Raw genomic sequence first — 25,284 nt, 5'->3', positions numbered from 1 at the left:
TCGCATTAAGAGAGCCTCTATATGTGTTAGAGAGCACCGAACCACTCTCTCATTGCATTTATATCATAATTTAGTAAGTAGCTATGATATTTTTTATACAGCCTTTTAATCATAAATTTATTGGTGCCCACCACATCCATTCCACGGTCATCATATGGATGAACAAGTACACCTAAATTGATATCGAAAATATATAAACCAAACCAAAGTGATGGTTTAATTCCTAACTCTGTACCAAGCTTACCAAATAGAAATTTGTGCAATTCAGACTTATTGATATTGAAGAATAAATAATTTCTATTCCATTCGTCATCTTCGATCCATTCCCGAAGATTAAAATGCTCTTTGGGAATATCTATTTGAAGATCTTTAAGTTCTTTGAAAACACTAAAATTAGATAGATATGAATCGCCTAGAAAAGTTAAGCAGATAGATATTGTTTCGGATTTTTCAAATATCGTTTCAATAATTTCAGTTGATTTATTAAGTGCTGATGTAAACATCTTCACGTAAGAATCTTCTTCTTTTCCTTCTGAAAGCTCAAACCTTAAACATTGTTCATTACTATAAAAGATAGCATTCTGAAAAGAATTTTTACCGAATACTTCAAATGCTTGATCGATCATCCATGTGCTCTCTAACGCCCGCATCTAGTGAATCCTCTCATAATTCCTCGGAAATTCAATATAGTAGACGCACACCCCGTTGTTTGATCTAATTAATTTCGCCAAAAACCTTTCCTATCAAACCTGCACGGAGGCAGTCAGGATGCGCGAAATTCAAATTCTACATCAAATGCTTATTAAGCTGTGCCCCAATATTCACAAAAAACGCCTTAACTCTCTGATGGTTGCAACAACATCGCTATTAGATGGCGATAAATTGTCTCTCACCGAGCTAGGGCTCAATAGCACAAACCGAACCTAAACACTGCATTAAACGTATGGACCGCTTGCTCGGTAACCACCATTTAAATAGTGAACGTTTAGCTATATACCAATGGCATGCTCGGCAGATTTGCGGGGCTAATCCCATGCCTGTGGTCTTGGTCGATTGGGCTGATGTACGTGAGCAATGACGCATGATGACATGACGGATGCGGGTTATCGCATTTAGAGAAGTGGCCTCTTATGGCTGGTATTGGTTGGGTAGGTTGCGGGGAGAAGTCTGCTATCAGCTCAATGAACAATGGGTACTCACCAAAACGCTTTATGCTTCAGCAAACAATGAAGCGCGCTATATAGGCGCAGTGCAAGTAGCGCGAAAGAAGCCTATGCCTTGTCACTTATATGTATTTAAATCCAAGGATAAACACCGTAAAGATAAACGCTCTCGTCGCTCAGGTAATAACCATTCAGCCAAGAAGCTGTATCACCGCTCAGCCAAAGAGCCTTAGGTACTCGCCACTAACTACCGCCCGAACTCTTTAATGCGATACAAGCGAAATAAACTAGACACCCATTCTGAATAAACTAGACACCCATTCTAAAAACAAAACCAGCAATAACACCTTTTCGCGACACTTCCCTAGGCTAAAGCTCAAAAAAAACTAAGCAATTTAACGAGATAAGTTTAAGCGTGTGGATGAACTTAGCCCTCACCATGGGCTAGGCGAGCCAAAGTCTCAGCATGGCTGATGATTAGATAAAAACGAATGAAGGAAATTAAGCGCTGTTTAGCAAGCAGCGACTTCGAGCTAAACCCGTTGTGCGCTTATGGCCGAGGTATTGATGGTATTTCCGTAATCGGCGCTCTTTACCCACTGCTCCTGAAAAGTGCTGTTCAAACTCGCAACTTAGACTCAGCCATTGCTCTGCGGCTATGCCTAAGCGTTGCATAATCGGGCTGGCCTCTAACTTGAGGTGGCCTCGTTTATCTTCTCGAACCATACGATCAGTGCTATCAACCAATTCCAAATAATGGTGCAGTTGAAAAGGTAAGCCCTGCGGCATGTTGTTTCTTGGGTTGCCCACAAAGGGAAACAGCGCTTTCGGTTGGGCTTTGTGTTGTTGTACTGCTTTAGCTCTTAACTTAACACTGGTGTGTTGAGAGGATTCGGGCGTTTGTTCCATGTTCGCCCTGACTGGGTTTAAATCGACATAAGCCATACAGGCCATGAGCGCAGCTTCATCCAGCAAGGCTTGAGATTTAAAACGTCCCTCCCAGAACCTGCCCGTGCACTGGTCTTCTTTATTGGCTTCTCTAGCAATATGTTCATTGAGCTGGCGCATAAACCAACTTAAGTCATAGAGACGTTGGCGGTATACTTCTGCGGTATCGTGAATGCATTGCAGCTGGCTTGCATCTAGTTGACGACGCCGTTCTAAGTTTAAATACATTTGAGTCAGTAAAGTGCCCTTGTGCAAGCGATGCCAGCGCTCAAGCACCTCTTGTATTGACCAAACCTCAGCTTGTTGTTGATTCACATGCAGTACGATATGCGTGTGATTGCTCATCACCGCATAGGCGCACACATCAATGGCGAACACCTCCGCCAGCTTTAGCAAATAGTCTTCTACCCATTGGCGGCGATGGTCATAACTGTTGCCTGTTTGCTTATCCTCACCACACAAATAAGCCCGACGTACACAGCGGGAAACACAGTGGTAATAAGGCGTATCATCCAAGCTTACTTGCGATTTTCTAGGCTGAGGCATAACAACAACTCGACGCGAAAACTTTACTTAAGCGTAGATGGGTGGCGAATATTTCGCCACAATTATGGGTGTCTTATATATTTTTTCTTTTTTGCATAATCTAATTCTTGAGCAGTAATACCTGTAATTTGTAGTATGTCAACTTTTCCAGATATTAAGTCGAATGATTCGGGAAATTGATTTGGCTTTACAACCATTAAGCTTGAAATATTCGGCTCAATTTTCATTGGAATGCGGTCGCCATAGTCAACTAGGGGTTTATCTCCATAATGACCAACCGACACAAGAATATTGAAAGCTACTAAACTACGTAACGCATTTATGGCCCAATCACTTTCCTCATCTGTTTCAAGGATAAACTCAGTACCGAAACCTGAATATTCTTGCGGGTCATCTGACTCCCATGTATTAGACATGCCAGAAGTAACATAAACCCAAGTTTTTCTGTCACTCGCCGGGGCACATTTGAAAACACCAAAATGTAACCATCTCGGGTCAATGCTGTCGATACCAAATTGATTTTTGAATAAAGAGGCATCTAACGGGTAAATACCTTCACCCGTACTGCCAAATAATTCTGGGTATACTTTTTCTTCTCTTTGTTCCCACGAATCTTCCAGCAGACTCATAAACTTCCTTTAGTTATAACGCCCTAATAACTGGCGTGTAGGTTGGTTTTGTTTTTGCCATGTTTTTCTTTTGAAAAAACGATGACAACCGTAATGCGTCCAGTTGATTAGCTTGTTAGCAATTTTATTGCTCCAGCCAAGATTTATTCCAAGCATATGTAAGTTTTCCATCATGCTCAATGGAAGAACCAAATAAATCAGGAGACTTTATTCGCATGATTTTTTGCAGTTTAACTGTCCCAATTAGTTCTTTTCGCAGCCCAAAACTTTGTAAATGATTACACCTGTAATCATTGCTAAATAATGAAACTCGCGCATAACCAAGTGGTAAATACCTTAAAAACGAATATAGAGGGAGATTTTTTCTTGCTACCTTTAATGCGACTTTTATAAGATTATTACCTTTATGTTTAACATCTGAGGTTGACACTATATCGCTTGATTCGATTACAACATCAGCATTAAGGATAACTCGCCAACCATTCCGATGTATCTTCGTATTTCGACTATGGAGTTCAACCCCACTATTAATTGTTTTTAAAAGTCGCAGTGTTGTTAAAAAGAGTTTAATAGAAAGATAATAAGTGTGAATTTTATTCATTAATTTAGGGAATTTAATAAATGGAACCCAAAAAATTAAATCGTTTTCAATGATGCCACTATACTCTTCCCATTTAGAAGCCTTATTTTCCCTTCTATCTCTAATAATTTCTCCATCGAAAGCTGCAAAACCATGAAAGGCAACAGGAGAGCGCATAGATAAAAAGTACCGCTTATAGCCAGGCGCATATCTTTCTGCTAAAACTGCAGTCGATATCGCAGACAATCGAACCTTATCATAATCTCTTGTTTCCGGTTTAATGAAAATAACTAATTGCGAATTATTTTCTTCAACTTCACTTTCAAGGCAGCCTTCAATCTGCCACCAAGGGGCTTCAGTCTGAGCATAAAGCTCTTCCAATAAAACTTGCTTTGGAATTTTTACATTTGTTAATTTTTTAAAGAAAAATATTTTATAAGCTAATGCCAAACCATTACAAATATCTAATACAGAATCGAACCGTTTTAAATACTCTGAATGTGTATTTGTTATTGTCTTTTTCTTATCTCTAAACTCAATATCGCGGTGTAGATATTTAACACTACCATGAGCAATTGAATTTCTTGTAGTGTTGCAATAATCTTCAGCAAGAAAATCCAAAGGCGTTCTTTTTATTTCTTCAAAGCGATTAAAAATATCTAAGCCATCAGCCGACTTATTCCTATTCTGGCGACTGGCAATCGCATTTAAATGAATTAAATTACCAAATACACCTTCGACAAGGTTTAAGTAAGATGGGTTTACATTATTATCGCAGTGTCTAAAAAGGTCATGTTCGTCAGATGAAATACATAAATCATGCCACGGCTTTTTATTAATATCATCTAAAAGCTTTAATGATTGTTCTAGACTAGAAACATTCTCATTTATAAGTTCAAAAATTGATGAACTATCACCACTGCTATCCAGAAATTTCAACTGCTCAGAAAGAGTTCGTTTACAATAAAACTTTTCTGGTCGTAGAGAAATATATTTATAAAGTGATAAAGGGTAATCAGTCAAAGCGTCAGCATCAGCAAAAAATTCACGCACAACCATTTCCCTCTTCATTTTATTGAGGGGCTCAGTAAGAGGATTTTTTATATCTATTGCTAACTCGTTCAATTCTAATTCCTGATTGCTAACGCTTTGCTAAGCGGCAATAAAATAGCTGGCTAAAATTAGCGAGGAACGAGCAAAAGCCAGCTGTTTTTGGCCGTTTAAGCAACTTGTTATATTTTTTGCACACTCGAGATTGAAGTTACTTTACCGTTAATCATATCGATTTTTGTATATGGGCAATGTGGTACATTATTTCCAGTGCAGCTATAAATAAAACTTTTACCTTTATCGCCATTATTAAAGTTAGTGTTCAGCACCTTTTTATAACTGATCGCATAAGCAGCCTTAACTGCACACTCAGACATTCCATCAGAAACTTGATGCTTTGAGATTTTATTCCATTCAGTATTTGTAAAGACTTTACGCTTAATAAGCTCAGATTTTGCCTCTCCTGACCGATTAAGCCTGTAACCATATACGATACATAATTCATCATCTGATGCTTTGCTGAAATCTGCTGTATGCGTATTAAATGATTTTCCACTCTGAGATGTTGTACATGCAACGACACTTGTTAATAGTACGCTTAATATAATAGATTTTTTCACCGAAACTCCTTTTAAAAATATAACAGCATATTAATATGCAAATTTCCATCTTTCACGCATGCGAAGTTACCACCTATCACGCACCACAGAAACTCACATAGCCTTTAACATTCAATTTTATCAACAGCATACCAGTCAATCGCCATATTGACCATGCGTGAAAGATGGTCATGCATTTGCAGAAAGATGGGAACCCACTAAACTGTATAATCACAGTGTAAAGGTCGACATATGAGCCCATCATATCTCGCGTTTATCGAGTGAATAAACAAGACACCCATTTTAAAAACAAAACCAACAATAACACCTTTTCGCGACACTTACCTCAGGGCGGGAGCATACTTTGATGGATTTATAACCCAAAGAAGACTCGTGCCCGATAATCGTCGCTCCATCCCGCTTTCTTCAACTTCACTTTGTGACTTGGCGCTCCACAATCGCATTGTTTGAGCATGTTCATCACAAAACGTCTAAATAGAGCTATGTTTTCCACCGCTCCGTCTAAAGTAATGCGAGAGTTATCCTCTTTAAAAACAACATCTAATACGTAATGCTGGCTGTTTTCAATTCGCCAATGCTGACGAATATAGTGGCCTAACAATTTGTGATTCGGTGACATTGAGCTTATGTAATACGAGGTATCTACAGTGCCTTTCCCATTTATGGCGAAATAAACTAATAAACTAGACACTCATTCTAAAAACAAAAATATTTTACACTCTCAATAGCCAAGATTACGCTTTTAAATCCCATCATCTTCGCCGAGTAGCGCAAATGAACAAGGGAGCAAAGTTGAAGTCTGTTTGAGCGTAGTGTTTACTTCAAGGCCCTTGAGAATAAGCAACGCAGGGTTTAAGAAGATGCAGGGCGAGCTTTCTTTTTGCTTCGCTAAGCTTTGCTCGTTGAAGCTTAATGACGTCGCCGTAGGCGAAAGCTTTTACCCCGTTGCTAACACAGAACGGGGCATAAACAAGTTAAGGATGTAGCTGGAATATTTTGAGAGACATCAAGGTAAAAACCATCAAATCGCTCGTTTAGGTATCACCAGATACCACAATAAGCATGATAGGTTTGCAAGCTCATTTTTTAAACGATTACTCTCGATTGTAAATAATTACACTGTAAGCAAAACCTACACACACTGAAAAATCTTCAGCGCTTTCTCTTGCACAGTAGAAACATATGATTTATCGTATATGCGTTTATTCATATGTATTGTGGCACTGATGTTAAGTCTGTTATTTTTGTGTACCGCCAATGCGGCTCGTTCGCAACTCGCCGAAGCGCTGGTCAACCAGCGTTACGCTGAGCATTTTATTGCCTTTAGCGCCGGTACCCAGCCCAAGGGGGTCGACCCGCGAAGCATACAACTACTTAAACAGCAGAACTTATCGGCCAGCAAGTTATACAGTAAAACCATCGACCAATTGGTTAGTCAACGCTTAGCAACACAAGCCCGTGATAGCCAAGCCGAAACCCAGTTTGATTTCATTATTACCCTGTGTGATAGCGCAAAACAACAATGTGTTAACTTGCCAAGCAGCAAAGCCATGATGCATTGGAATTTAGCCGATCCTGCCGCCAGTGCCGGAATGGACAAGTTTGCCGAGGTATTTACTCAACTGGAACAGTTAATTTCAGAGTTTGTTCGCTTTAACCAACCCATCACTGAGCAACTGCAACTGAGCCCCATCGATGTTTTTAAGCAGTTGAGCGACAATACCCGACTCCAAATACTGATGCTGATTGAAGATGAACAATGCCTCAGTGTGAACCAGTTAAGCCACGCCTTGGCAGAGAGTCAACCCAAGGTTTCGCGGCATCTGGCACTGCTGCGCGACTGCCAACTGGTGGCGACCACCCGCCAGGGTCAACAAATTTTTTATCATCTTCATCCCTGCTTGCCTGCCTGGGTCACACAAACGTTGGCCACCATCCGGCTCGCCAACCCCAGTTACATTAATCTGCCCTTGTTTCGGCTCAGAGCCTTGCAACTCGAAGCGCCAGCCGAAATCAAGCAAACGACACAGCCCATGAGTCATCCATTATTAGTCAATCCACAATAAGGTAAGTTATGTCTTCACATCCTATTTATGCCGTCGACCTGAGCGACCACGCGCAATTGCTACTCACTCCCTGCCCCGGCACCCAAGGCGTCGACCTGTCAACTTCGCTGCAGCAGCTTTGTTACAAAAACAGCCCAGCGCTACTGACGATGATGACTAAACAAGAGCTCGCCGATATGCAAGTCAGTGATTTACCAAAACACGCGGTCACCTACGACATGCAATGGTTTCACCTGCCCATCGAAGATGACACCGTCCCCGACCAAGCTTGGGAAGAGCACTTTCAAAGCGTGCTCCCCCGCTTCCTCCAGCTGATCAATAATGGCATGAGTTTGTCACTGCATTGCAAGGGCGGTAGCGGCCGCACTGGTTTAGTCGCCGCACGGATCATGTTGGCGCTGGGTTTTGAGTTAGAAGACTGCATCGCCAAAATTAAGGCGGTTCGGCCAAATGCCTTCAGTGTGCCCGCTCAGCTGGAATACATTCAACAATTCGCTAAATCAGCATAATTAGACAAAGGAAATCAGCATGACCATACGAGTAGGAATTAATGGCTTTGGGCGTATCGGCCGCCTTGCGCTACGCGCCGCTTACCACTGGCCAGAGTTAGAGTTTGTCTGTATCAACGATGTGGCCGGCAATGCCGAAACCTTAGCCCACCTGCTCGAATTTGATTCAGTGCAAGGACGTTGGTCAAACTCTGTTCGTCATAATGCGCAGGGCATCGTCATTGAAGGCCATACCATCCCTTGTTTTCAGCAAGAGGCGCTTGAGCTGGTTGATTGGTCAGGCTGCGATGTGGTGCTAGATGCTACTGGCGTGCATCGGGCGAAAGATTTACTGACGCCGTATTTAGCCCAGGGCGTGAAGCGCGTGGTGGTGTCGGCACCTGTCAAAGCCGCGGGCATCGCCAATATTGTGATGGGGGTGAACGACGCCATCTTCGATCCGGCTCAACACCAAATTGTTACCGCGGCCTCCTGTACCACCAACTGTTTAGCACCGGTGATCCAAGTGATTCAGCAGCATATTGGCATCGAGTCGGGCTGCATGACCACCATCCACGATTTAACCAATACCCAAACCATTTTAGACGCCCCGCACAAAGATCTTCGTCGTGCTCGCGCCTGCGGTATGTCGTTAATCCCCACCACCACTGGCAGCGCCAAAGCGATTTGTGAAATTTTCCCGGAGCTGGAAGGCAAGCTCAATGGACATGCGGTGCGAGTTCCCCTGGCCAATGCCTCGTTGACTGACATGGTCTTTACCCTTGAGCGTGATAGTACGGCTGCTGAAGTAAACCAGTTATTTAAGCAGGCCAGCGAAGGCGAGCTGAAAGGCATTTTGGGCTATGAAGAAAAACCGCTGGTCTCCATCGACTATAAAGGCGACCAACGCTCCAGCATTATTGATGCCCCCTCAACCATGATGATTGGTAAACGAATGCTTAAAGTTTACGCCTGGTACGACAACGAAATGGGTTATGCCACCCGCACCAGCGAACTCATTCGTAAAGTGGGCTTAGCCGACCAATGAGCAACCCGCTGCCGCAGGCCCTTAAACAGTATCTGTTAGTAACCTTTAACTACTGGAATTTCACCATCACCGATGGTGCGCTACGCATGTTGGTGGTGTTGTACTTTCATCAGCTTGGTTATTCGGCCATTGCAATTGCCATGCTGTTTTTGTTTTATGAGTTTTTTGGGGTAGTCACTAACCTCGTTGGCGGCTGGTTAGGTGCGCGTATTGGCCTCAATAACACCATGAATATTGGCCTTGGCTTGCAAGTGATCGCCTTACTGGCGCTTGCCTTACCAAACCAGTATTTATCGGTGCCACTGGTCATGGCGGCTCAAGCGCTCTCGGGCATTGCTAAAGATTTAAATAAAATGAGCGCCAAAAGCAGCATCAAAACGCTGGTGAAAAGCCAACAACAACAGCGTTTATTTAAATGGGTCGCCATCCTGACGGGTTCTAAAAACGCCTTAAAAGGCTTTGGATTTTTCCTCGGCGGCGCGTTGCTCCACTGGATTGGATTTCAATATTCGATGCTGGCAATGGCTGCGGTGTTGTTACTCGTGCTCTCACTAAGCAGCAGACTATTAGCCAAAGATTTAGGTAAAGCGAAACATAAGGCAAAGTTTTCCCAGCTGTTTTCTAAGAGTCCCGCAATAAATACGCTAGCAGCTGCCCGACTGTTCCTATTCGCCGCTCGGGACGTGTGGTTTGTAGTCGCGCTGCCAGTATTTTTGGGCGCGAATTTAGGCTGGTCGCAACTGGAAATTGGCAGTTTTATGGCAAGTTGGGTGATCGCTTACGGGCTGGTTCAAGGCTTGGCGCCACGTCTCATCGGTAATAGCGACGGCAACATGCCGGGGCGCGCAGCCGCAGTCACCTGGGTCGCTTTACTCTGTATCGTGACCGCGCTGCTGGCTTCTCTACTGCAACTAGCTTGGCAGCCACAACTTAGCATCGTTATCGGACTCATCTTATTTGGTGCGGTGTTTGCGGTAAACTCATCCTTGCATTCGTTCTTGGTCGTCAGTTACGCCAGCGAGGATGGGGTGTCGATGGATGTGGGCTTCTATTACATGGCCAATGCCATGGGACGTCTGCTGGGGACGCTGTTATCGGGTGCGGTGTATCAGCTCGCGGGGCTTTCTGCCTGTTTATGGATTTCCCTGGCGATGCTAGTGCTGACCTGCGTGATCAGCTTAAAGTTGCCTCAAACTAGTCCCAATCAACTTGGCGATTAAATTGTAAATCTTCGCCTCTTAAGAGCACCGTAGCTATAGTCAATAATGACATTTAACGTATTAATTTCACGGTAAAAATAGGACTAAAGTATCTGCACAACTACATATTATTAACTATCTTTATTTAATAATAATCAAGAAAGAGTCACTGAATGAAAGACATTAAAGCATTTGCAATTTTAATGACCGTAATGTTACTAGGCTTTATCTCAGTTGGTGTTACCGGCTTTTACACTTTCAAAGAAAGTCTGATTGAAGCCAAAAAACAAGAAATTGAATTGCTGCTGAATATTGCACGGCAACAATCTGCCATTTACATAGAGCAGTATCATCTAGGGCTACTTAGCAAAGCTGAAACCGACCAAAAAATTATAAAGTTTCTTTCAGGGATGCGATATGGAGCCTCTTATTTATGGGCCAATGATAACAATGCCATCGCCAGAGTCCATATCAGAGAGCGAGTGATTGGCCAAATTCAAAAATCTTATGTGCGACACATGGAAAACTTAGTCCATGAAGATATTCTTTATGTGGTTGAAACAAATATCAAACCCTCAAACAATACCAGAACATGGAAAATTAATGGTGTCACTGAAATCCCCGAATGGAAGTGGGTTATCGGAATGGGAATTTATTTAGATGATGTGGATAACACTCTGTTTACATACATTAGCAAGTTTCTCATTTCAATTGTCATTTCAATGGTGGTCATCATTATGACATTTATTTACTCTATACGAAGATCTCGTGCTAAGTTTTAGCAATCCCAAACATATCGGGGCAAATTCATAAACAAAGCAAGCGCTTTTGATTTGCACCAAGCGCATACGACCATTAGGCAGCAAGAATGTTGAACCCGATTTTATTTAGTGCATCTCACTCACAATATGGATTAACCAAACCTTCGACAATCAATATTGTGTTACTTACAAGCTTGATTGTATTCATCCTCAGTCTAATCATCCATGCCATTATCATGTCAATTAGCTTAGACACGCTTCGCTCTTATAGCTTCATCAATTTCACTCGTGCAGAACAAGTCGCTTTTCATCTGCAAACTGGCTTAAACCTCGCTCAAACGCCTTTGGGCGAGCCATGTAGCGAACCAGACCTAAGCCAGTTAAATGAAATTAAACAGACCTACTTCTTCATTGGCGATTTAGGCAGGATCAAGCAAGGTAAAATAATCTGCACCGCACAACAAGGTATTCTTTCCCACCCTTATGATCTGTCTTTAGCGGATGCCATCACTGCCGATGGGACGCATTACTGGAATTCTCAAACCGACTTATTTAGAACCCAAGAAGACCAACCCATCATTGGCTTAAACAGTACAGTGGCGTTTATTTCCACGCCTTTTTTAATATTAACCAGGCAAGGCTACTTCAACATACGTGGAATGGGGGGGGTTATTTATGCCGAAGCAGAACAGCGATATATTTATAGTTATTACGGTGAGCTATTACCACGAACCATCGAGCCAACCATTACCCATAAAAACTCATGGGTAGATTGGTTACCTTTGCCTGGTCATTTTATTACTTATACCCATTGTAACCAACTGTACAATCTCTGTGTAACATCAGTAGATATGCGGCTCGGTTTATACAAATTTCCCATCGGCCAGTTTTTAATTATTTCTGTAATCATTATTCTGCTGAGTATTTCCGTCGCCATCATGATCGAATCTTTTCGGGTTGGGCCTCGCGCCTTTGTGCGTCGACTCAAAAAACAGATCTGCAGGGATCATATTTATCCGGTCTATCAACCACAGATAGACTTAGAAACCAAAACCGTGATTGGCGTAGAATCCTTAGCCCGCTGGAATGACCCCAAATTAGGCATGGTATCACCGGAAATATTTATCCGAGTAGCCGAAAGTTCTGGACTCATCGAGACCTTAACCAAGAAAATGGTTAGCTATGTATTTCGAGAAATGAGCACTACTTTAGAAAAGTTCCCTTCATTAACCGTAAGCCTTAATGTTTCCGCAGAATTACTCAGCAACGATTCCTTTATTACCTTTCTCAACCATCAAACCGCAAAATATAATTTTCAACGCAAACAAATTGTCTTAGAAATTACCGAAACCACCACCAATAACAATGACAAAATGTCGCGTTTTTCTAAAGAACTCAAACAACAAGGCTATCTCGTCTCAATTGATGATTTTGGTACTGGCTTATCAAACCTTTCTTGGCTATCGACGTTAGAGCCCACCGAACTTAAAGTCGACAAAATTTTCACTCAGGCCATCCATACCGAAACCGTTAACAGTATTTCCATGGAAGGGATCTTTAGTATGTTAGATCATCTACAAGTACAGGTGGTTTTTGAGGGTATCGAAACCGAACAACAATTGGCCTATATCTATGACCGAGTACCAGATGCAATTGGTCAAGGATGGTTATTCGCCAAACCCATGAGGATCAATGAACTGAAAAAATTCTTAAAAAATTAATATGATGAGCAAGCACAAACCACTCTACAATCGCAGAGTAAACCGCCTCCCTCATCGATTTTTTGCTGGTGACACCGCAACCACCAGCAAAAGCGGGACCCGACCAAGCGTTGCTCCTCGGACAGAACCTTATGTAGTTTCAGCTTAATACGCTACAAATGTTAGCGTCTTAACATAGCAAGCCGGTTTAATCATTCTACCGATCCAAGCAAATCTTGATGCCAATGGCGATAATTCAAACTAGCTAAATGTTGGTGATCCCATTGCCAAGCGTTTTGCGATGAAATGTTCATCCCGCCAAGCTGATCATCCGCGCCCAGCCACTTTGTTCGAGCTTGCAGGCAACTGAAGCCTTCGGTGTTTATCGTTAAGCTCGCCGAACTAAATGCTTCCCCAGCAAGCCGATGAATATCAATTAAAGGGGCTTCCCCTTGGCTTAAGGGTTTAATCAGCGCCCAGAACATGAGGTCACCTAAAAAGGGCAAAGACTCTCGTTGCTGGTAGGCGTGAAACAAGGCGCGAAAAATTAGCCCTTGTTCCCCCGCTTCTGCTAACAATTGCAGCGCTATACGCTGGGTAAGTGAAAGACCATTTGTCGTATGCGGTAGCTCTTGCAAGTAACGCATTAATACAGGCTTGATTTGCTTAAAAGAATGATCGATATCGCTGTTGAGAATCGCCACAATGGCCTCAGGATTATCTTGACACAAGGCATGCCAAACCCTGCTGGCCCACCCCTGCATCTTTGTGGTCGCGCTTTGGCGACTTTGCCAAACGCTCCTTAAGGCTTGCGCTGGGAGTTGTCCTAAACCCACATAACGGCTGGTTCCGGGAAACTGGTTCACTTCGATGATCTTGGTTTTACTCAATAAAGCTGGAGTCATAATGGCTAACAGATAAATCATCATCAACTGGTCGTAATTATCATGCTCCAGCCACAGCACAATTTGCTGGTATTGTGGATCATTAAGTTGTGCACGCTTGGCTCGTTCACCAGCGATCACGGCATCAATATCGGCGTCCTGCGGCGTCAGTTCCGATAGGTAATGTTGAACCACAAATTCGGCCCTTACTCTTAATAGGGTCGCTTCATCAAGACTTAACGGCCCAAGACAATAAGGGTCTATCCAGGCCAAAAAGTCCCCTTTAAATCCAGCCCTTGGTAATAAGTGCTGTAAATCATGGCCGCAGCGAATATGTAGGGTATTTAGCTCAGCATCCAGAGGGGCGGCGTCAGAACTTATGGCTTGAAGGTGCTGGTTTTGCTGCTCGATATGTACTTTCAAGGCCGCCCAAGAAGCAAGGCCAAGCTCACGCGCGATCACCAACTGAATATCAGCTAATTTAATACCTTCTAGGTGATGAGCTTGCGGATGATAACGGCGAAAAATCTGATATTGCTCGGCATTGCCCGATTTAATTAGCTTCAGACGGCGTTTGGCTTGAGCTTTGAGGTAACTTAAATTTAATACAAATGCATTTCGACTGGACATAAATTCACCATTCTCTATTGTTCTGTACTCGCAACCAGAAAAGAAGGTAAATAAACTGATTGTTGGCCACGACTATTGGTGGCGACCTTGTCAATCCCTTGGTGATTCACACCTTTCCGCGAGCTGGCGGCTTAGAGCAAGCCTCGGTGAACATGTTAGCAATATCTTCATATCACAGTAAATGGCTATTTTTACCACCAGAATACAAATCGGCCCTGACATAATCTTGATTTATTTCAGTACAAACTCACGTAAACTAGGCAACACGATTTCTATTGAACGAATAATCATGGATTACTTAGCCTTAAATAAAGCCGCTTGGGATAAACGTACCGCTTTACATGTTGATTCCGAGTTTTATGATGTGGCTGGTTTCTTAGCCGGAAACAGCTCACTAAAATCAATTGAACGTGATTTAATCGGTGACGTCAGCGCCAAAAAACTATTACATCTGCAGTGCCATTTTGGTTTAGATAGCCTATCCTGGGCGCGTTTAGGTGCCGAAGTCACCGCGGTGGACTTATCGAGCGAAGCCATTCAACAGGCGAAAGCGCTTGCCGAGCAAACTCAGCAAACGGTCGAATTTATCTGTGATGATGTTTACCATTACGGCGAAGTGACCCGTCCTATTCATGACTGGGTATTTGTCTCTTATGGCGCGCTGTGCTGGCTACCCGATATTGAGCGGTGGGCACAGGTGGTTGCAGCAAGTTTAAAAACGGGTGGCAAGCTGTGTCTGGCAGAGTTTCATCCAGTGCATGACCTGATCAGTGGCTATGGATATTTTCACCGCGAACAAGCGGATCTTGATGAAGAAGGCAGCTATACCGAGAATGACGATGGTGAAGTCAGCCCCATGCTAACTTGGGGTCACCCAATCTCCGATGTTTTGAATGCCTTAATCAAAGCCGGCTTAATCATTGAACAATTGAAAGAATATGACTACAGCCCCTATAACTGCTTCGAAGATCTGGTAGAGCGCGAACCCGGTCAATTTTATTATGAACACGAGCATTACGAATCGCCGCTGGTCTATAGCATCGTGGCTCGAAAAAGCGCATAACTTACCAAGTGGGTTTCATCGAAACTCACTGCTTAACTCTGTTTCGATACCTTAAAACACTACAGCGGAACAAAGATAAAACTCAATACATCATTTTGATAATCTTCGGTCGTTTTATACTCTCGGTAGCCTTTTGAAGCGGCCATCCCAACAATGTAGGGCTTTGCCATATAATCGATGATTGTTGCATGCTTACCTCCCGGAATCAGTTCAAACAAGCCGTCATCCAATGCCAGATACTCCCCTTGCCGTTGCGGAGCTTGAGCGCTTGCAGAGATGATCATTTGACTATGACGCTCAACAAACAAAGCAAAACTTCCCACACTCACGCTACCCACTTCATTTTTAGGTAGCGCATCGTTTAACATCGCTTCAAATTGGGGTTGGCTATCAAATACGATACCAATCCCTCCTATCACTTCCCAATCCGCATCCAAACGACTCACCGCAGCATTATAAATATAGGTATATTGCTGCGCATACAAATCGCTTGCCATAAAAGGAGAGACACTATATTGCTGAGAGTTTTGTAGCGATAAGGCTTGCTTCGCCCCACTTTGGTCGCTCACTGACTGGCCAATAAAATGTCGTTGCTGAGGATTAGAAACCGCGATAATAATCTGATTTTTATCAAATAAATAAAGATTAGTGTAGACCGTGTAGAGCTCATTAATATAACTTAAAACTTGCTCCATATAAGTCAGATCTTCATCACTGATGACTGGTTTCGCTAAGATCCGCCGAAAATCTGAAGTCAGCGCCCACCAACGGCAATCATTTGCTCGTTCGTATAAGTTACGGTCCATAATATCGACCGCCAATGTCGCCATAAACTGAAGATCGTTCATTTTTGATGACACAACCGTAGCTTGAAGATTGCGGATAGATGCAGAAAAGATACTCGCCGTATTCTCGCCGATTTGTTTAATCTCTTCCAATACTGGTACAAACTCAACCGCATTCTGGCGTGCTGCTGTTATTTTTCCATTGAGAACGACCAGACTGAGATCTTCGTTCACATCATTGGAAGCTGTATAAATTTCCTTTAGTACACGAGAAAACAAGCGAGTTGAATTAATCACGTCTTGATTGTCCAGTTCGATGTCGGCCTCACGCTCTATTTTAAAGGCTTGCTCAATCGGTGTGAGCACCTGAGCCCACCACCCCAAACCAAAGAACCCCTGATAACCGTGAGTCTGAGTCGAATTAACAAGATAGTGTTTCCCCTGATAATGAAGCATACGTGGCCGATTTTGGTACTGAAATGAACTACCAACAGCGACGAACTGAGGATCACTGCTCGCGATCACACAACCTTCCTTATCCACTAGCTGTATTTCACTATCGCTGTCAGCCAATAAACCACCAACAATACCATCGACCTCATCATCAAAACGAAAGCATAAACACAACACCCCCAATAGCTCGGAATGAGGATCATTAGTTCGCGTAATCTTACACGAATAAATTAATGATTGGCGTCGCTTGGGTTGTAAGTCACTATAACCAAATGTTTCGAGATAATCGTCATCACTACCTAAGGTCGCCGCTATCAAAGGATCGTGACAATGCGTAATTGGATTAGCGGGATCTAAATGCGCGCATACCAGGCCATTGGTATCCAGTAGGATAATCTCATCATATACAGAGTATTTTTCGACATATTCTTGCAAGCGCTGCTGCATAAAAGCCTGATGACTTTGAGTCTTTTCACGCTGTTCAAGAAAAATTCGAATATCTTGGTCTGTCGCCAAAAAGCCAACATCGGCAGTGCGTTCAAACAGATTACGAATTAAAATGTCGATGGCAACCTGTGACTTGGAAGTATTATCTACAACCAGCTTTTGTAGATGCTCCAAAAGTAAATTGTCAATTAACTTGCCATGCAATTCTCCAAACTTTTCCTTGGTATTTTGCATATCATCTAAAATCGTGGCGGCAAGGTTGTAACTATTTATTTTGCCCACTAATGTGATTTTATCCCACCAAGCGTTTAACGCATCCAGCTTTGCTTCATATTGTTTTACTTGAGGCATTACCGACATCAGCCGAGTTTGATGCGCTTCAACTAATGATTCCATTCCTTGAAAACTCCTTAAAAAATCCATTTACGCAGGCAGCGCTTATATAGCTCATTGATGTCCCGTACCCAGATGACTCATCAAAATTGCTACATTTCACAGCATCACTTCACCGAAATGAGCGACAAATAGTCACAATAGCAACAAACACGACAACCAAAGACCAACAGCCCCTAAAGCGAAACAAAATATAGCCTTGCTATAAAATACAAGTATTTACCCCTATCAAATATTGGCAAGCCAGTGTATTTATCTCAATTTTTTGAGTGTGTCACATCAAATCACTAATACTGAGCACTGATGACTAAGCAATCTTTATACCAGCCACTGATAAGCCAATTACATAGATTTGATCTTTTAGAAATTGTCGCAAAACCGACAGCGCACAATCATTGTCATATTTGAAACACACCATTAATTAACATAAAAATCAGTAACTTAATTTGAAACCAGAAACCTTTATATTGATAAATAGCTAACTTTGATTACCAGTACAGCGAAAAAAATTACAAGCGACAATCGACAACACCTCTAGGCATTAACAAATACAAAACATCCATTTAACAATAATTTTGTCATTACGTAATATTTGAACAAGCTCATATTTTTGAGTGTTCACTTAGTATGTTCTGGTCAATAACATGGACGTTTCAGCTAGATGCACTGTGTTAATTTGCAATAGTGCTATACCCTTTTCATCGTCATTAAAAACAAGTAGTTAAGATGATGATTCAAAGCTGGTATTGATGAAAAAGGGAATGAAAATGTTAATAAACAAAGTAACTTCGAGTAATACAGGCAATCATCCGTTAAAACGGCTTCTACCTGCAATTTTGGCTATTGCCCTGCCGCTAGCCTCAGGCGTGACAATTGCTGAAACCTATGGTTTTTCACAAATCGGGTCGGAAAGTGGTTGGCGAACTTCGGAAACTGAATCCATTAAAGCCGAGGCCAAACGCCAAGGCATCGATTTAAAATTTTCCGATGCCCAACAAAAACAAGAGAACCAAATTAAGGCCGTTCGCTCTTATATTGCTCAAGGGGTCGATGGAATTTTACTCGCACCAGTGGTTGAAACCGGCTGGGATCAGGTATTAAAAGAAGCCAAGCGCGCCAAAATTCCGGTGGTATTAATTGACCGTGGCGTGAATGCCGATCCATCGCTATATCTAACCAAAATAGCCTCCGATTTTACCGAAGAAGGTTCTTTAGCGGCAGCTTGGTTAGCGGCGAAAACTTCAGGTAACTGTGACATCGTAGAATTGCAAGGCACCGTTGGTTCTTCTGCGGCCATCGATAGAAAAACTGGTTTTGAAACGGTCATTAAAAGCTTTCCAAATATGAAAATTATTCGTTCACAATCCGGTAACTTTACCCGCGCAGGCGGTAAAGAAGTGATGGAGAGTTTCTTGAAAGCCGAAAACGGTGGCAAAGATATCTGTGCCGTCTACTCACATAACGATGATATGGCCTTAGGCGCAATTCTAGCGATTAAGGAAGCAGGTCTTAAACCCAGCAAAGATTTGTTAGTCGTTTCCATTGATGCTGTTCCAGATATCTTTAAAGCAATGTCAGAGGGTGAAGCAAACGCCACTATCGAACTTAATCCACATTTAGGTGGCCCAGCGTTTGAAGCCATTCGACAAGCAGCTGCTGGCAAAGAGGTTCCTAAATGGATTAAGGCCAACGGTCCACTTTACTTACCTGATACAGCTGCCACCGAATACCAAAAACGTAAGTAATACTCACCAAGTCGCTTTGGTAAGCACCAATGGACGGTGCTTACCAAGCCATGTTAGTTAGGAGCTTAGCGATGAATCAAGCTGTTGCAGTCCCCCCGCCGCTACTATCGACGAAAGACATTACAATTTCCTTTGGTGGGATTAAAGCCTTAGATAAGGTGAGTCTTCAGGTAGAAGCAGGGCATATTCATGCCTTACTCGGTGAGAATGGTGCTGGAAAATCCACTTTTATTAAGGTACTTACCGGTGTTTACCAGCGAGACTCTGGTGAATTATATTTAAATGGTAAAAAAATTAATAACAAAAGCGTGGGAGATTCTCAACGCACCGGGATCAGCACCGTTTTTCAAGAAGTAAATTTAGTTCCCAGCATGACTGTGATGGAGAATTTAACCCTACAATCTCAACCTCGAAAATGGGGCCTAATTGACACCCACAAAGCCAAAAGACGCGCTCAAGAGATGCTCAAAGTGGTGGGTTTAAGCATCGACCCCAATCGTTTACTCGGTAGTTTTTCAGTCGCAATTCAACAAATGATTGCCATCGCCAGAGCCTTATCTTTTGAAGCCAAATTGCTGATCCTCGATGAGCCTACCGCAAGCCTGGATAAAGAAGAAATAACTCGACTATTTGCCTTAATGACCCAACTAAAACAAAAGGGCATCGGCATTATCTTTGTCACCCATTTCTTAGATCAAGTTTATCAAGTCTGCGATAGGATTAGCGTATTACGCAATGGCAAACATGTCGGCAGTTTTGAGACCAAAAACTTGCCCCGTGAAGCCCTCATACAACATATGGTTGGTCATGAACTCGGTGATTTAAATCGGAATCATGAGCATCATGATAACTGTCCTAAAATATTTCCTAAATATTTAGAAATTGAAGGCTTAGCCAAACACAATGTCTTGTCCCCTGTGGACTTAAAAGTTGGCCGAGGAGAGGTGGTGACTCTCGCCGGTTTACTCGGTTCGGGACGCACTGAACTGGTGGAATTAGTCTACGGCGTAAACCATGCGGATAGTGGGAAAATTACGCTTAATAATCAAGCCGTCACCATCAATACTCCCAAACAGGCAATGCAGCAACGCTTTGGACTATGCCCAGAAGATCGCAAGCATTCGGGTTTAATCGCCGAACTCAGCGTGCGCGAAAACATCATTATCGCTCTGCAGTCCCGCCAAGGCTGGTTAAAACAAATCACTAAAGCGAAGCAAAATCAACTGGTCGATGAAATGGTCAAGGGCCTACATATTGCGACTCACGATGTCGAGCGGCCAGTGGCTGAACTCAGCGGCGGAAATCAACAAAAAGTGATCCTAGCACGTTGGTTAATCACCGAGCCTAATCTTTTGATCCTGGATGAGCCCACTCGCGGGATCGACGTAGGTGCTCACCATGACATCATTTTGCTGATCCGCAAGCTCTGTGAAAAAGGCATGAGCATGTTGGTCGTTTCCTCCGAGCTAGAAGAATTAGTGGTATTTGCCGATCGCGTATTAGTAATGCGAGATAGGGAAATGGTCGCAGAACTTAGCGGCGAAGAGATCAATCGCAGCGCAATTATTGAGGCAATCGCACAATGAAATCCAGCAACTCCGCCAAAATAATCGAACATCCGGTCAAACTACAACTCAGCGCCAATGACAAAGTAGAACAAACCATGCCTAAGCAAAAACGGCTCAATCTTAAAACAATGAGCCCAATCATCGCCTTGGTGTTAATCCTCGTGGCAACGGCGATTCTTTCACCTGGTTTCTTACAACTCAAAATGGTTGATGGCCACCTCTATGGGAGCCTAATCGACATTATTCATCGCGGTATGCCAACGGCTTTAGTCGCCCTCGGCATGGCTGTGGTAATCGGAACTGGTGGCATCGACCTCTCGGTAGGTGCCATCACCGCGATTGCTGGTGCAGTGATGGCGGTCTTACTGAGCACAAGCGACTTATCCCCCATCTACATATTGCTGATCGCGCTTGCCAGTGGGTTAGCCTTTGGTTTATGGAATGGACTGCTCGTTGCTTATGTCGGAATGCAACCGATCGTTGCCACCCTTATTCTCATGGTGGCTGGACGTGGTATTGCACAGATGATTACCGGTGGCCAAATTGTCACCTTCCATTCCGACTTCTTCAACTTGCTCGGCAACGAGTTCATTTGGCTACTTCCTACGCGAGTTTGGATCTTGCTCGGCGTTGCCTTATTAGTGGCAATAGTGATCCGCAAAACCGCCTTAGGATTATTCCTGGAAGCGGTCGGAGCCAACCCGACCAGCTCACGCTTAGTTGGGATCGAGTCGAAAAAAATTATCACGCTCGCCTATGTGTTTTCAGGCCTTTGCTCTGCCCTCGCAGGGGTAATACTCGCGGCTGACATTCGCGGTGCCGATGCTAACAATGCTGGCTTATGGTTAGAGCTTGATGCCATTTTAGCGGTGGTCATTGCCGGTGCTTCCTTAGCTGGCGGACGGATCTATTTAGGCCTCACCCTGATTGGGGTACTCATTATTCAAACGCTAACCACCGCCATCTTAACCAGTGGTATTCCAGCACAATACAATCTCATCGTGAAGGCGACTATTATCCTACTGGTTCTGCTCATCCAATCGTCCACCACTCAGGATAAGTTCAAGCAGTTATTTAAAAAGAATAAGGAGTCAGCGTAATGTTAAATGAGCGAACCCTCCCGTTACTCGCCACCATTGTCGTATTCGTGACTCTGTACGCTTATGGCATGGTGGAATATGCCGGATTTAGAGATACTTTGGTGTTCACCAATCTATTAACCGATAACGCCTTCGTGATTACCACCGCCATCGGCATGACCTTTGTGATCCTTGCTGGTGGTATCGATCTTTCGGTAGGTTCGATGATCGCCTTCATTGGTGTATTTTTTGCGCACCTGGTGACCACCTTAGGACTTCACCCTCTCTTCGCTATCGGCTTGGCGCTAATTATTGGTAGCCTTTATGGCTGCATTGTTGGCTACATTATTTACACCTTTAAAATTCAAGCCTTTATCGTTACCCTGGCGGGCATGTTTTTCTTACGTGGTTTAGCCTTCCTGATCAATCTTGATTCGGTGGCAATTAGTCATCCATTTATCACTGCCCTCTCCGACTTCTATCTTGAAATACCAGGACGCGGCGGCCTCACCTTCATTGCTTTGGTGATGCTACTCTCCTTAGCGGTTGGTATTGTGGTGTCTCGCAAAACACGTTTCGGTATGAATGTATACGCCTATGGTGGCGATATCGTCTCGGCGCAATTACTTGGGGTACCCATCAAAAAAACCACCATTAAGATCTACGCCTTGAGTGGTTTTTTTAGCGCCTTAGCGGGAATTGTATTTGCCATTTATACTGGTTCTGGTTATCCCCTAGCAGCAGTTGGCGTGGAGTTAGATGCGATCGCCGCCGTGGTGATTGGCGGCACCTTGCTTAGTGGTGGGGTCGGCTTTGTGCTTGGCACCTTCTTTGGCGGAATGATCCAAGGAGTCATTCAAACCCTCATCGCTTTCGATGGCAGCTTAAACAGTTGGTGGACCAAGATAGCCATTGGAGCCTTATTGTTTTTCTTTATTGTATTGCAAAAACTAATTGTGATTGTCGTGGATCGCTACTCAGGCTATTGGCAAAACCGAGCAGCCTCGCCCTCCGAACAATAAGTGACTCGCCCAGCAATCCAGTATTTCATTGTAAAACTGGATTGCTCAGCGCCAATTAGAGATGCTAAATCGCAAACTTAATATGAACAAGGGGATGTTTAAGCTTAGTTTGTAAGGCAAAGATGCTAAGCCAATGTACACCAAAAAATTTTGCGGTGATAATAGCCAAGCTTAAGCTCGAGAAGAAGCTGGAAAGGTAAACAAAACGATTTATTTCGAGATAAAATGAGCCGTAATCTGGCTAATGCTGCCATCATTCATCATCTCAGACAGCGTCTGATTCAACGTCACCATAACCTCAGATTTGCGGTCATACTTGGCAGCTTTAGAGACTATCAAATAGGCTTCTCGAGGTTGAATAACCGGTTTGGCTAAGGCAACAATCTGTTCACTCAAGCCCATCTGTTTGATGGTATAAAGAGCCACATACTCATTTTCAACAAAAGCGTCGATCCGTCCTTTAATCAGTTTTTTTATATTCTGCTCGGTATTGACCACCGCTTCTACATGAATCTGTCCGCGCTGCACAGCCTGATCAAATGTGCTACTGATTGTAAAATTGCGAACTAAGCCAATATTGCGCTGATATAAATCTTCAAGCTGATTAAAAACAAATTGATGGTCTTTTCTTACAAAAACTTTAAATGTACTCACATGAAGCGGAGTATTGCTAAAAAATGCATAACGCTCTCGCGTTTCAGTTTTAAATGCTGAAAATGCACCATCAGAAACTCCATACTGGACATTCTCTAAGGCCCTCGCCCAAGGGTAGCAGCGAATCTTGAAAGTGAAGCCTGTTCGTCGCGCTAACTCCCTAATAATTTCCACGTCAATCCCTTGCGCCCCAGCACCATTGCACCAAACGAAGGGTTTAAAATCATCTAAAGTTGCTAAATTCAAGTGGGTCGAATAGATAAACTGGGAATAAAAAAAACCTATGAAAAGAACCACTAAGCGACTAGCTTTCCTTATCGTCACAAACCGGATCCTCGTGGTCACAGTGAAGCTTAAATCAAGCGTAAAGAATAACATCAAGTAAGGATATTAAAAACATCAAAAGTTAAAGGAAAAAGATCATAGGCAGGCCATTCTTAATGGGTACGCTTTCAACTTCAAACATAGATATACTTCGTTGAATGCAAAAAACCAGCTGACTAAGCATTTCAAATATAAGTTGACTGTGACAACAAAAAAAATAGTATGGCGATCTGGTTTTAATGAATTTTTTATAAAGGATTATTGATGTTATCAGTAAAAAAGCTTGTTATTTTTAGTCTAGTAGCCCTATCCAGCTTAAGTTTTTCCGCAATGGCTAGAAATGAGTTATTAACATTTAAGATTGCCGATGCGATGGAAACAGGCAAACAAAAGAATGTGCTCGACGATTCCATTGCATTATATTTCAATGAACAAACACACGATGCAGTTCAGAAGACATTTGGGGAATATACCAGTAATAAAAAGACCAATGCCTTCGGTAAATCAGATCTTAAAGCCTGTAATTGGGCGTTTTTAAGCGCAATTAAGTCACTACAACAACGCGCCGCCAAAGAAGGAGGGAATGCCGTCATTAATATACATTCTTACTACAAAAAGAATACATTTTCCTCAGATAGCGAATTTCAATGTGGTGCTGGCGCAATCATGGCTGGTGTAGCCTTGGTCGGCGAAGTCGTAAAACTGTAACCATCAGCCCTACATAGCGAGCTGCTTCGCTAACACCATGAACCATATTTATGGCTTATGGAGAAACAGCTCGAATATCACGGTAAACTCCATCTCATCGCATCTATCCTCCACACGAGGCCAAGCAAGCGTTCATCTGCCAATATCGGTGAACAGTGAAATCCCTCTCAATACTATCAATAGCACCATTTAGAACTGGTAACCGAAGCCCACGTTGAAGACAACATCTAAACCATCATTGGGTTGTTTTAAATTTGCATTACTGTAGTGACGATAAAATACTGTTAAGTAACTATCTCGGTTCTTAGACAAATACCAACCACCACCAATTTGAGCTAAAAAAGCAAAGTGCATCGCCTGTTCTCTATCACCCAAATGGTGTTCACTAAGCCAAGTTGGTCCCAAAGCTCGCACTTGAAGAAAAATGTCTTGTTCAAGTATGCGCGTGAATAATTTTAACTCTGGGAAGACACTCAAAGCGATTAAGTCCTTATTGCCTGATCTCGCATCTGTACTTAAATAACTAACACTACTGCCAAAACTCAAGCGCTGTACAGGGCTCCGTTGCCAGTCATACCAAATCGCATCCACCCCAGCTAAGCGGTTAACTTGCTCCGAACTCGGTTGCGCCCCTCCCCCAACATAACCCAACAACTCTGTTGCATATCCATGGCTGCTCACCATCAAAACGAGTAATGCAGCGGATTTCCATCGATTCATAAACTCTTCCT

General features: G+C 43.0%; 22 protein-coding genes and 2 pseudogenes. 14 read left to right on the top strand and 10 right to left on the bottom strand.

The genetic code is table 11. The features are described 5' to 3' along the window. Positions 1-26: 26 nt before the first annotated feature. Complete coding sequence (locus ACRRSY_RS06115) at positions 27-626, bottom strand: DUF3885 domain-containing protein (RefSeq protein ID WP_432464575.1); 600 nt, start codon at positions 624-626, stop codon at positions 27-29. A 142-nt stretch (positions 627-768) separates the two neighbouring features. On the opposite strand from ACRRSY_RS06115, the pseudogene ACRRSY_RS06110 reads away from it, so the two are divergent. Both ACRRSY_RS06110 and ACRRSY_RS06105 read left to right on the top strand, forming a co-directional pair. Beyond that, positions 769-1,075, top strand: a pseudogene (locus ACRRSY_RS06110) (IS4 family transposase); the annotation flags it as partial. A 21-nt stretch (positions 1,076-1,096) separates the two neighbouring features. Beyond that, positions 1,097-1,396 carry a hypothetical protein gene (locus ACRRSY_RS06105; protein WP_432464574.1) on the top strand — a complete coding sequence of 100 codons (300 nt, stop codon included), beginning with the start codon at positions 1,097-1,099 and terminating at the stop codon, positions 1,394-1,396. A gap of 268 nt (positions 1,397-1,664) precedes the next feature. On the opposite strand, the gene ACRRSY_RS06100 is transcribed toward ACRRSY_RS06105, so the two are convergent. The 5 genes and pseudogenes from ACRRSY_RS06100 to ACRRSY_RS06080 all read right to left on the bottom strand — a co-directional run. After that, positions 1,665-2,657: a transposase gene (locus ACRRSY_RS06100; protein ID WP_432464573.1), complete on the bottom strand. Its 993-nt coding sequence runs from the start codon at positions 2,655-2,657 to the stop codon at positions 1,665-1,667. Between the two features lie 62 nt (positions 2,658-2,719). Further along, entirely contained in the window at positions 2,720-3,286 is a 567-nt protein-coding gene (locus ACRRSY_RS06095; RefSeq protein ID WP_432464572.1) for a suppressor of fused domain protein, read from the bottom strand. A 124-nt stretch (positions 3,287-3,410) separates the two neighbouring features. Beyond that, positions 3,411-4,991 carry a hypothetical protein gene (locus tag ACRRSY_RS06090; RefSeq protein ID WP_432464571.1) on the bottom strand — a complete coding sequence of 527 codons (1,581 nt, stop codon included), beginning with the start codon at positions 4,989-4,991 and terminating at the stop codon, positions 3,411-3,413. Positions 4,992-5,098: 107 nt separating this feature from the next. After that, on the bottom strand, positions 5,099-5,536 hold the full coding sequence (locus ACRRSY_RS06085; RefSeq protein ID WP_432454068.1) for a hypothetical protein: 438 nt from the start codon (positions 5,534-5,536) through the stop codon (positions 5,099-5,101). A gap of 352 nt (positions 5,537-5,888) precedes the next feature. After that, positions 5,889-6,197 (bottom strand): annotated as a pseudogene (locus tag ACRRSY_RS06080) (ISAs1 family transposase); the annotation flags it as partial. A gap of 535 nt (positions 6,198-6,732) precedes the next feature. On the opposite strand from ACRRSY_RS06080, the gene ACRRSY_RS06075 reads away from it, so the two are divergent. The 6 genes from ACRRSY_RS06075 to ACRRSY_RS06050 all read left to right on the top strand — a co-directional run bounded on the left by ACRRSY_RS06075 (position 6,733) and on the right by ACRRSY_RS06050 (position 12,819). After that, entirely contained in the window at positions 6,733-7,602 is an 870-nt protein-coding gene (locus ACRRSY_RS06075; protein ID WP_432464570.1) for a metalloregulator ArsR/SmtB family transcription factor, read from the top strand. An 8-nt stretch (positions 7,603-7,610) separates the two neighbouring features. Then, entirely contained in the window at positions 7,611-8,111 is a 501-nt protein-coding gene (locus ACRRSY_RS06070; protein WP_432464569.1) for a phosphatase domain-containing putative toxin, read from the top strand. A gap of 19 nt (positions 8,112-8,130) precedes the next feature. Further along, entirely contained in the window at positions 8,131-9,138 is a 1,008-nt protein-coding gene (locus ACRRSY_RS06065; RefSeq protein ID WP_432454071.1) for an ArsJ-associated glyceraldehyde-3-phosphate dehydrogenase, read from the top strand. After that, positions 9,135-10,358, top strand: a complete 1,224-nt coding sequence (gene arsJ / locus ACRRSY_RS06060; protein ID WP_432464568.1) for an organoarsenical effux MFS transporter ArsJ — start codon at positions 9,135-9,137, stop codon at positions 10,356-10,358. Before ACRRSY_RS06065 ends, arsJ begins: the two co-directional genes overlap by 4 nt. Positions 10,359-10,510: 152 nt before the next feature. Continuing rightward, positions 10,511-11,119, top strand: coding sequence for a cache domain-containing protein (locus ACRRSY_RS06055; protein ID WP_432464567.1), 609 nt, complete (start codon positions 10,511-10,513; stop codon positions 11,117-11,119). An 86-nt stretch (positions 11,120-11,205) separates the two neighbouring features. After that, positions 11,206-12,819 carry an EAL domain-containing protein gene (locus ACRRSY_RS06050; RefSeq protein WP_432464566.1) on the top strand — a complete coding sequence of 538 codons (1,614 nt, stop codon included), beginning with the start codon at positions 11,206-11,208 and terminating at the stop codon, positions 12,817-12,819. 191 nt (positions 12,820-13,010) lie between these two features. Here the strand turns inward: ACRRSY_RS06050 and ACRRSY_RS06045 are convergent, their stop codons facing one another. Then, entirely contained in the window at positions 13,011-14,312 is a 1,302-nt protein-coding gene (locus ACRRSY_RS06045; RefSeq protein ID WP_432464565.1) for a DUF1835 domain-containing protein, read from the bottom strand. Between the two features lie 289 nt (positions 14,313-14,601). On the opposite strand from ACRRSY_RS06045, the gene ACRRSY_RS06040 reads away from it, so the two are divergent. Beyond that, positions 14,602-15,375, top strand: a complete 774-nt coding sequence (locus tag ACRRSY_RS06040; RefSeq protein ID WP_432454076.1) for a class I SAM-dependent methyltransferase — start codon at positions 14,602-14,604, stop codon at positions 15,373-15,375. 59 nt (positions 15,376-15,434) lie between these two features. On the opposite strand, the gene ACRRSY_RS06035 is transcribed toward ACRRSY_RS06040, so the two are convergent. Beyond that, positions 15,435-17,456: a hypothetical protein gene (locus ACRRSY_RS06035; protein WP_432464564.1), complete on the bottom strand. Its 2,022-nt coding sequence runs from the start codon at positions 17,454-17,456 to the stop codon at positions 15,435-15,437. A gap of 764 nt (positions 17,457-18,220) precedes the next feature. On the opposite strand from ACRRSY_RS06035, the gene ACRRSY_RS06030 reads away from it, so the two are divergent. The 4 genes from ACRRSY_RS06030 (at position 18,221) to yjfF (ending at position 22,867) form a co-directional block, all read left to right on the top strand. Next, a complete protein-coding gene (locus ACRRSY_RS06030) occupies positions 18,221-19,198 on the top strand; it encodes an ABC transporter substrate-binding protein (RefSeq protein ID WP_432454078.1) in 978 nt (325 codons plus the stop codon). 71 nt (positions 19,199-19,269) lie between these two features. Then, on the top strand, positions 19,270-20,784 hold the full coding sequence (locus ACRRSY_RS06025) for a sugar ABC transporter ATP-binding protein (protein ID WP_432464563.1): 1,515 nt from the start codon (positions 19,270-19,272) through the stop codon (positions 20,782-20,784). After that, the gene (locus tag ACRRSY_RS06020; protein WP_432454080.1) at positions 20,781-21,866 is read left to right on the top strand and encodes an ABC transporter permease; all 1,086 of its coding nucleotides are present in this window, start codon (positions 20,781-20,783) and stop codon (positions 21,864-21,866) included. Before ACRRSY_RS06025 ends, ACRRSY_RS06020 begins: the two co-directional genes overlap by 4 nt. Continuing rightward, positions 21,866-22,867: a galactofuranose ABC transporter, permease protein YjfF gene (yjfF, locus tag ACRRSY_RS06015; protein ID WP_432458880.1), complete on the top strand. Its 1,002-nt coding sequence runs from the start codon at positions 21,866-21,868 to the stop codon at positions 22,865-22,867. Before ACRRSY_RS06020 ends, yjfF begins: the two co-directional genes overlap by 1 nt. 210 nt (positions 22,868-23,077) lie before the next feature. On the opposite strand, the gene ACRRSY_RS06010 is transcribed toward yjfF, so the two are convergent. Beyond that, the gene (locus tag ACRRSY_RS06010; RefSeq protein WP_432464562.1) at positions 23,078-23,845 is read right to left on the bottom strand and encodes a substrate-binding periplasmic protein; all 768 of its coding nucleotides are present in this window, start codon (positions 23,843-23,845) and stop codon (positions 23,078-23,080) included. A 264-nt stretch (positions 23,846-24,109) separates the two neighbouring features. On the opposite strand from ACRRSY_RS06010, the gene ACRRSY_RS06005 reads away from it, so the two are divergent. Further along, on the top strand, positions 24,110-24,553 hold the full coding sequence (locus ACRRSY_RS06005; protein WP_432464561.1) for an excinuclease ATPase subunit: 444 nt from the start codon (positions 24,110-24,112) through the stop codon (positions 24,551-24,553). 189 nt (positions 24,554-24,742) lie between these two features. Here the strand turns inward: ACRRSY_RS06005 and ACRRSY_RS06000 are convergent, their stop codons facing one another. Next, positions 24,743-25,273 carry an acyloxyacyl hydrolase gene (locus ACRRSY_RS06000; RefSeq protein ID WP_432464560.1) on the bottom strand — a complete coding sequence of 177 codons (531 nt, stop codon included), beginning with the start codon at positions 25,271-25,273 and terminating at the stop codon, positions 24,743-24,745. Between the last annotated feature and the right edge of the window lie 11 nt (positions 25,274-25,284).

The sequence above is a fragment of the Agarivorans sp. QJM3NY_33 genome (genome assembly GCF_050870865.2).
Taxonomy (GTDB): domain Bacteria; phylum Pseudomonadota; class Gammaproteobacteria; order Enterobacterales; family Celerinatantimonadaceae; genus Agarivorans.
Note: the sequence above shows the minus strand (reverse complement) of the source record. Positions and strands in the feature narration are given on the sequence as shown.

Coding starts and splice junctions, on each gene's coding strand:
- ACRRSY_RS06065 (WP_432454071.1), top strand. CDS start 8,131: ATGACCATACGAGTAGGAATTAATGGCTTTGGGCGTATCGGCCGCCTT.
- ACRRSY_RS06070 (WP_432464569.1), top strand. CDS start 7,611: ATGTCTTCACATCCTATTTATGCCGTCGACCTGAGCGACCACGCGCAA.
- ACRRSY_RS06045 (WP_432464565.1), bottom strand. CDS start 14,312: ATGTCCAGTCGAAATGCATTTGTATTAAATTTAAGTTACCTCAAAGCT.
- ACRRSY_RS06025 (WP_432464563.1), top strand. CDS start 19,270: ATGAATCAAGCTGTTGCAGTCCCCCCGCCGCTACTATCGACGAAAGAC.
- arsJ (WP_432464568.1), top strand. CDS start 9,135: ATGAGCAACCCGCTGCCGCAGGCCCTTAAACAGTATCTGTTAGTAACC.
- ACRRSY_RS06055 (WP_432464567.1), top strand. CDS start 10,511: ATGAAAGACATTAAAGCATTTGCAATTTTAATGACCGTAATGTTACTA.
- ACRRSY_RS06005 (WP_432464561.1), top strand. CDS start 24,110: ATGTTATCAGTAAAAAAGCTTGTTATTTTTAGTCTAGTAGCCCTATCC.
- ACRRSY_RS06100 (WP_432464573.1), bottom strand. CDS start 2,657: ATGCCTCAGCCTAGAAAATCGCAAGTAAGCTTGGATGATACGCCTTAT.
- ACRRSY_RS06020 (WP_432454080.1), top strand. CDS start 20,781: ATGAAATCCAGCAACTCCGCCAAAATAATCGAACATCCGGTCAAACTA.
- ACRRSY_RS06050 (WP_432464566.1), top strand. CDS start 11,206: ATGTTGAACCCGATTTTATTTAGTGCATCTCACTCACAATATGGATTA.
- ACRRSY_RS06075 (WP_432464570.1), top strand. CDS start 6,733: ATGCGTTTATTCATATGTATTGTGGCACTGATGTTAAGTCTGTTATTT.
- ACRRSY_RS06040 (WP_432454076.1), top strand. CDS start 14,602: ATGGATTACTTAGCCTTAAATAAAGCCGCTTGGGATAAACGTACCGCT.
- ACRRSY_RS06095 (WP_432464572.1), bottom strand. CDS start 3,286: ATGAGTCTGCTGGAAGATTCGTGGGAACAAAGAGAAGAAAAAGTATAC.
- yjfF (WP_432458880.1), top strand. CDS start 21,866: ATGTTAAATGAGCGAACCCTCCCGTTACTCGCCACCATTGTCGTATTC.
- ACRRSY_RS06105 (WP_432464574.1), top strand. CDS start 1,097: ATGCGGGTTATCGCATTTAGAGAAGTGGCCTCTTATGGCTGGTATTGG.
- ACRRSY_RS06115 (WP_432464575.1), bottom strand. CDS start 626: ATGATCGATCAAGCATTTGAAGTATTCGGTAAAAATTCTTTTCAGAAT.
- ACRRSY_RS06000 (WP_432464560.1), bottom strand. CDS start 25,273: ATGAATCGATGGAAATCCGCTGCATTACTCGTTTTGATGGTGAGCAGC.
- ACRRSY_RS06035 (WP_432464564.1), bottom strand. CDS start 17,456: ATGGAATCATTAGTTGAAGCGCATCAAACTCGGCTGATGTCGGTAATG.
- ACRRSY_RS06030 (WP_432454078.1), top strand. CDS start 18,221: ATGTTAATAAACAAAGTAACTTCGAGTAATACAGGCAATCATCCGTTA.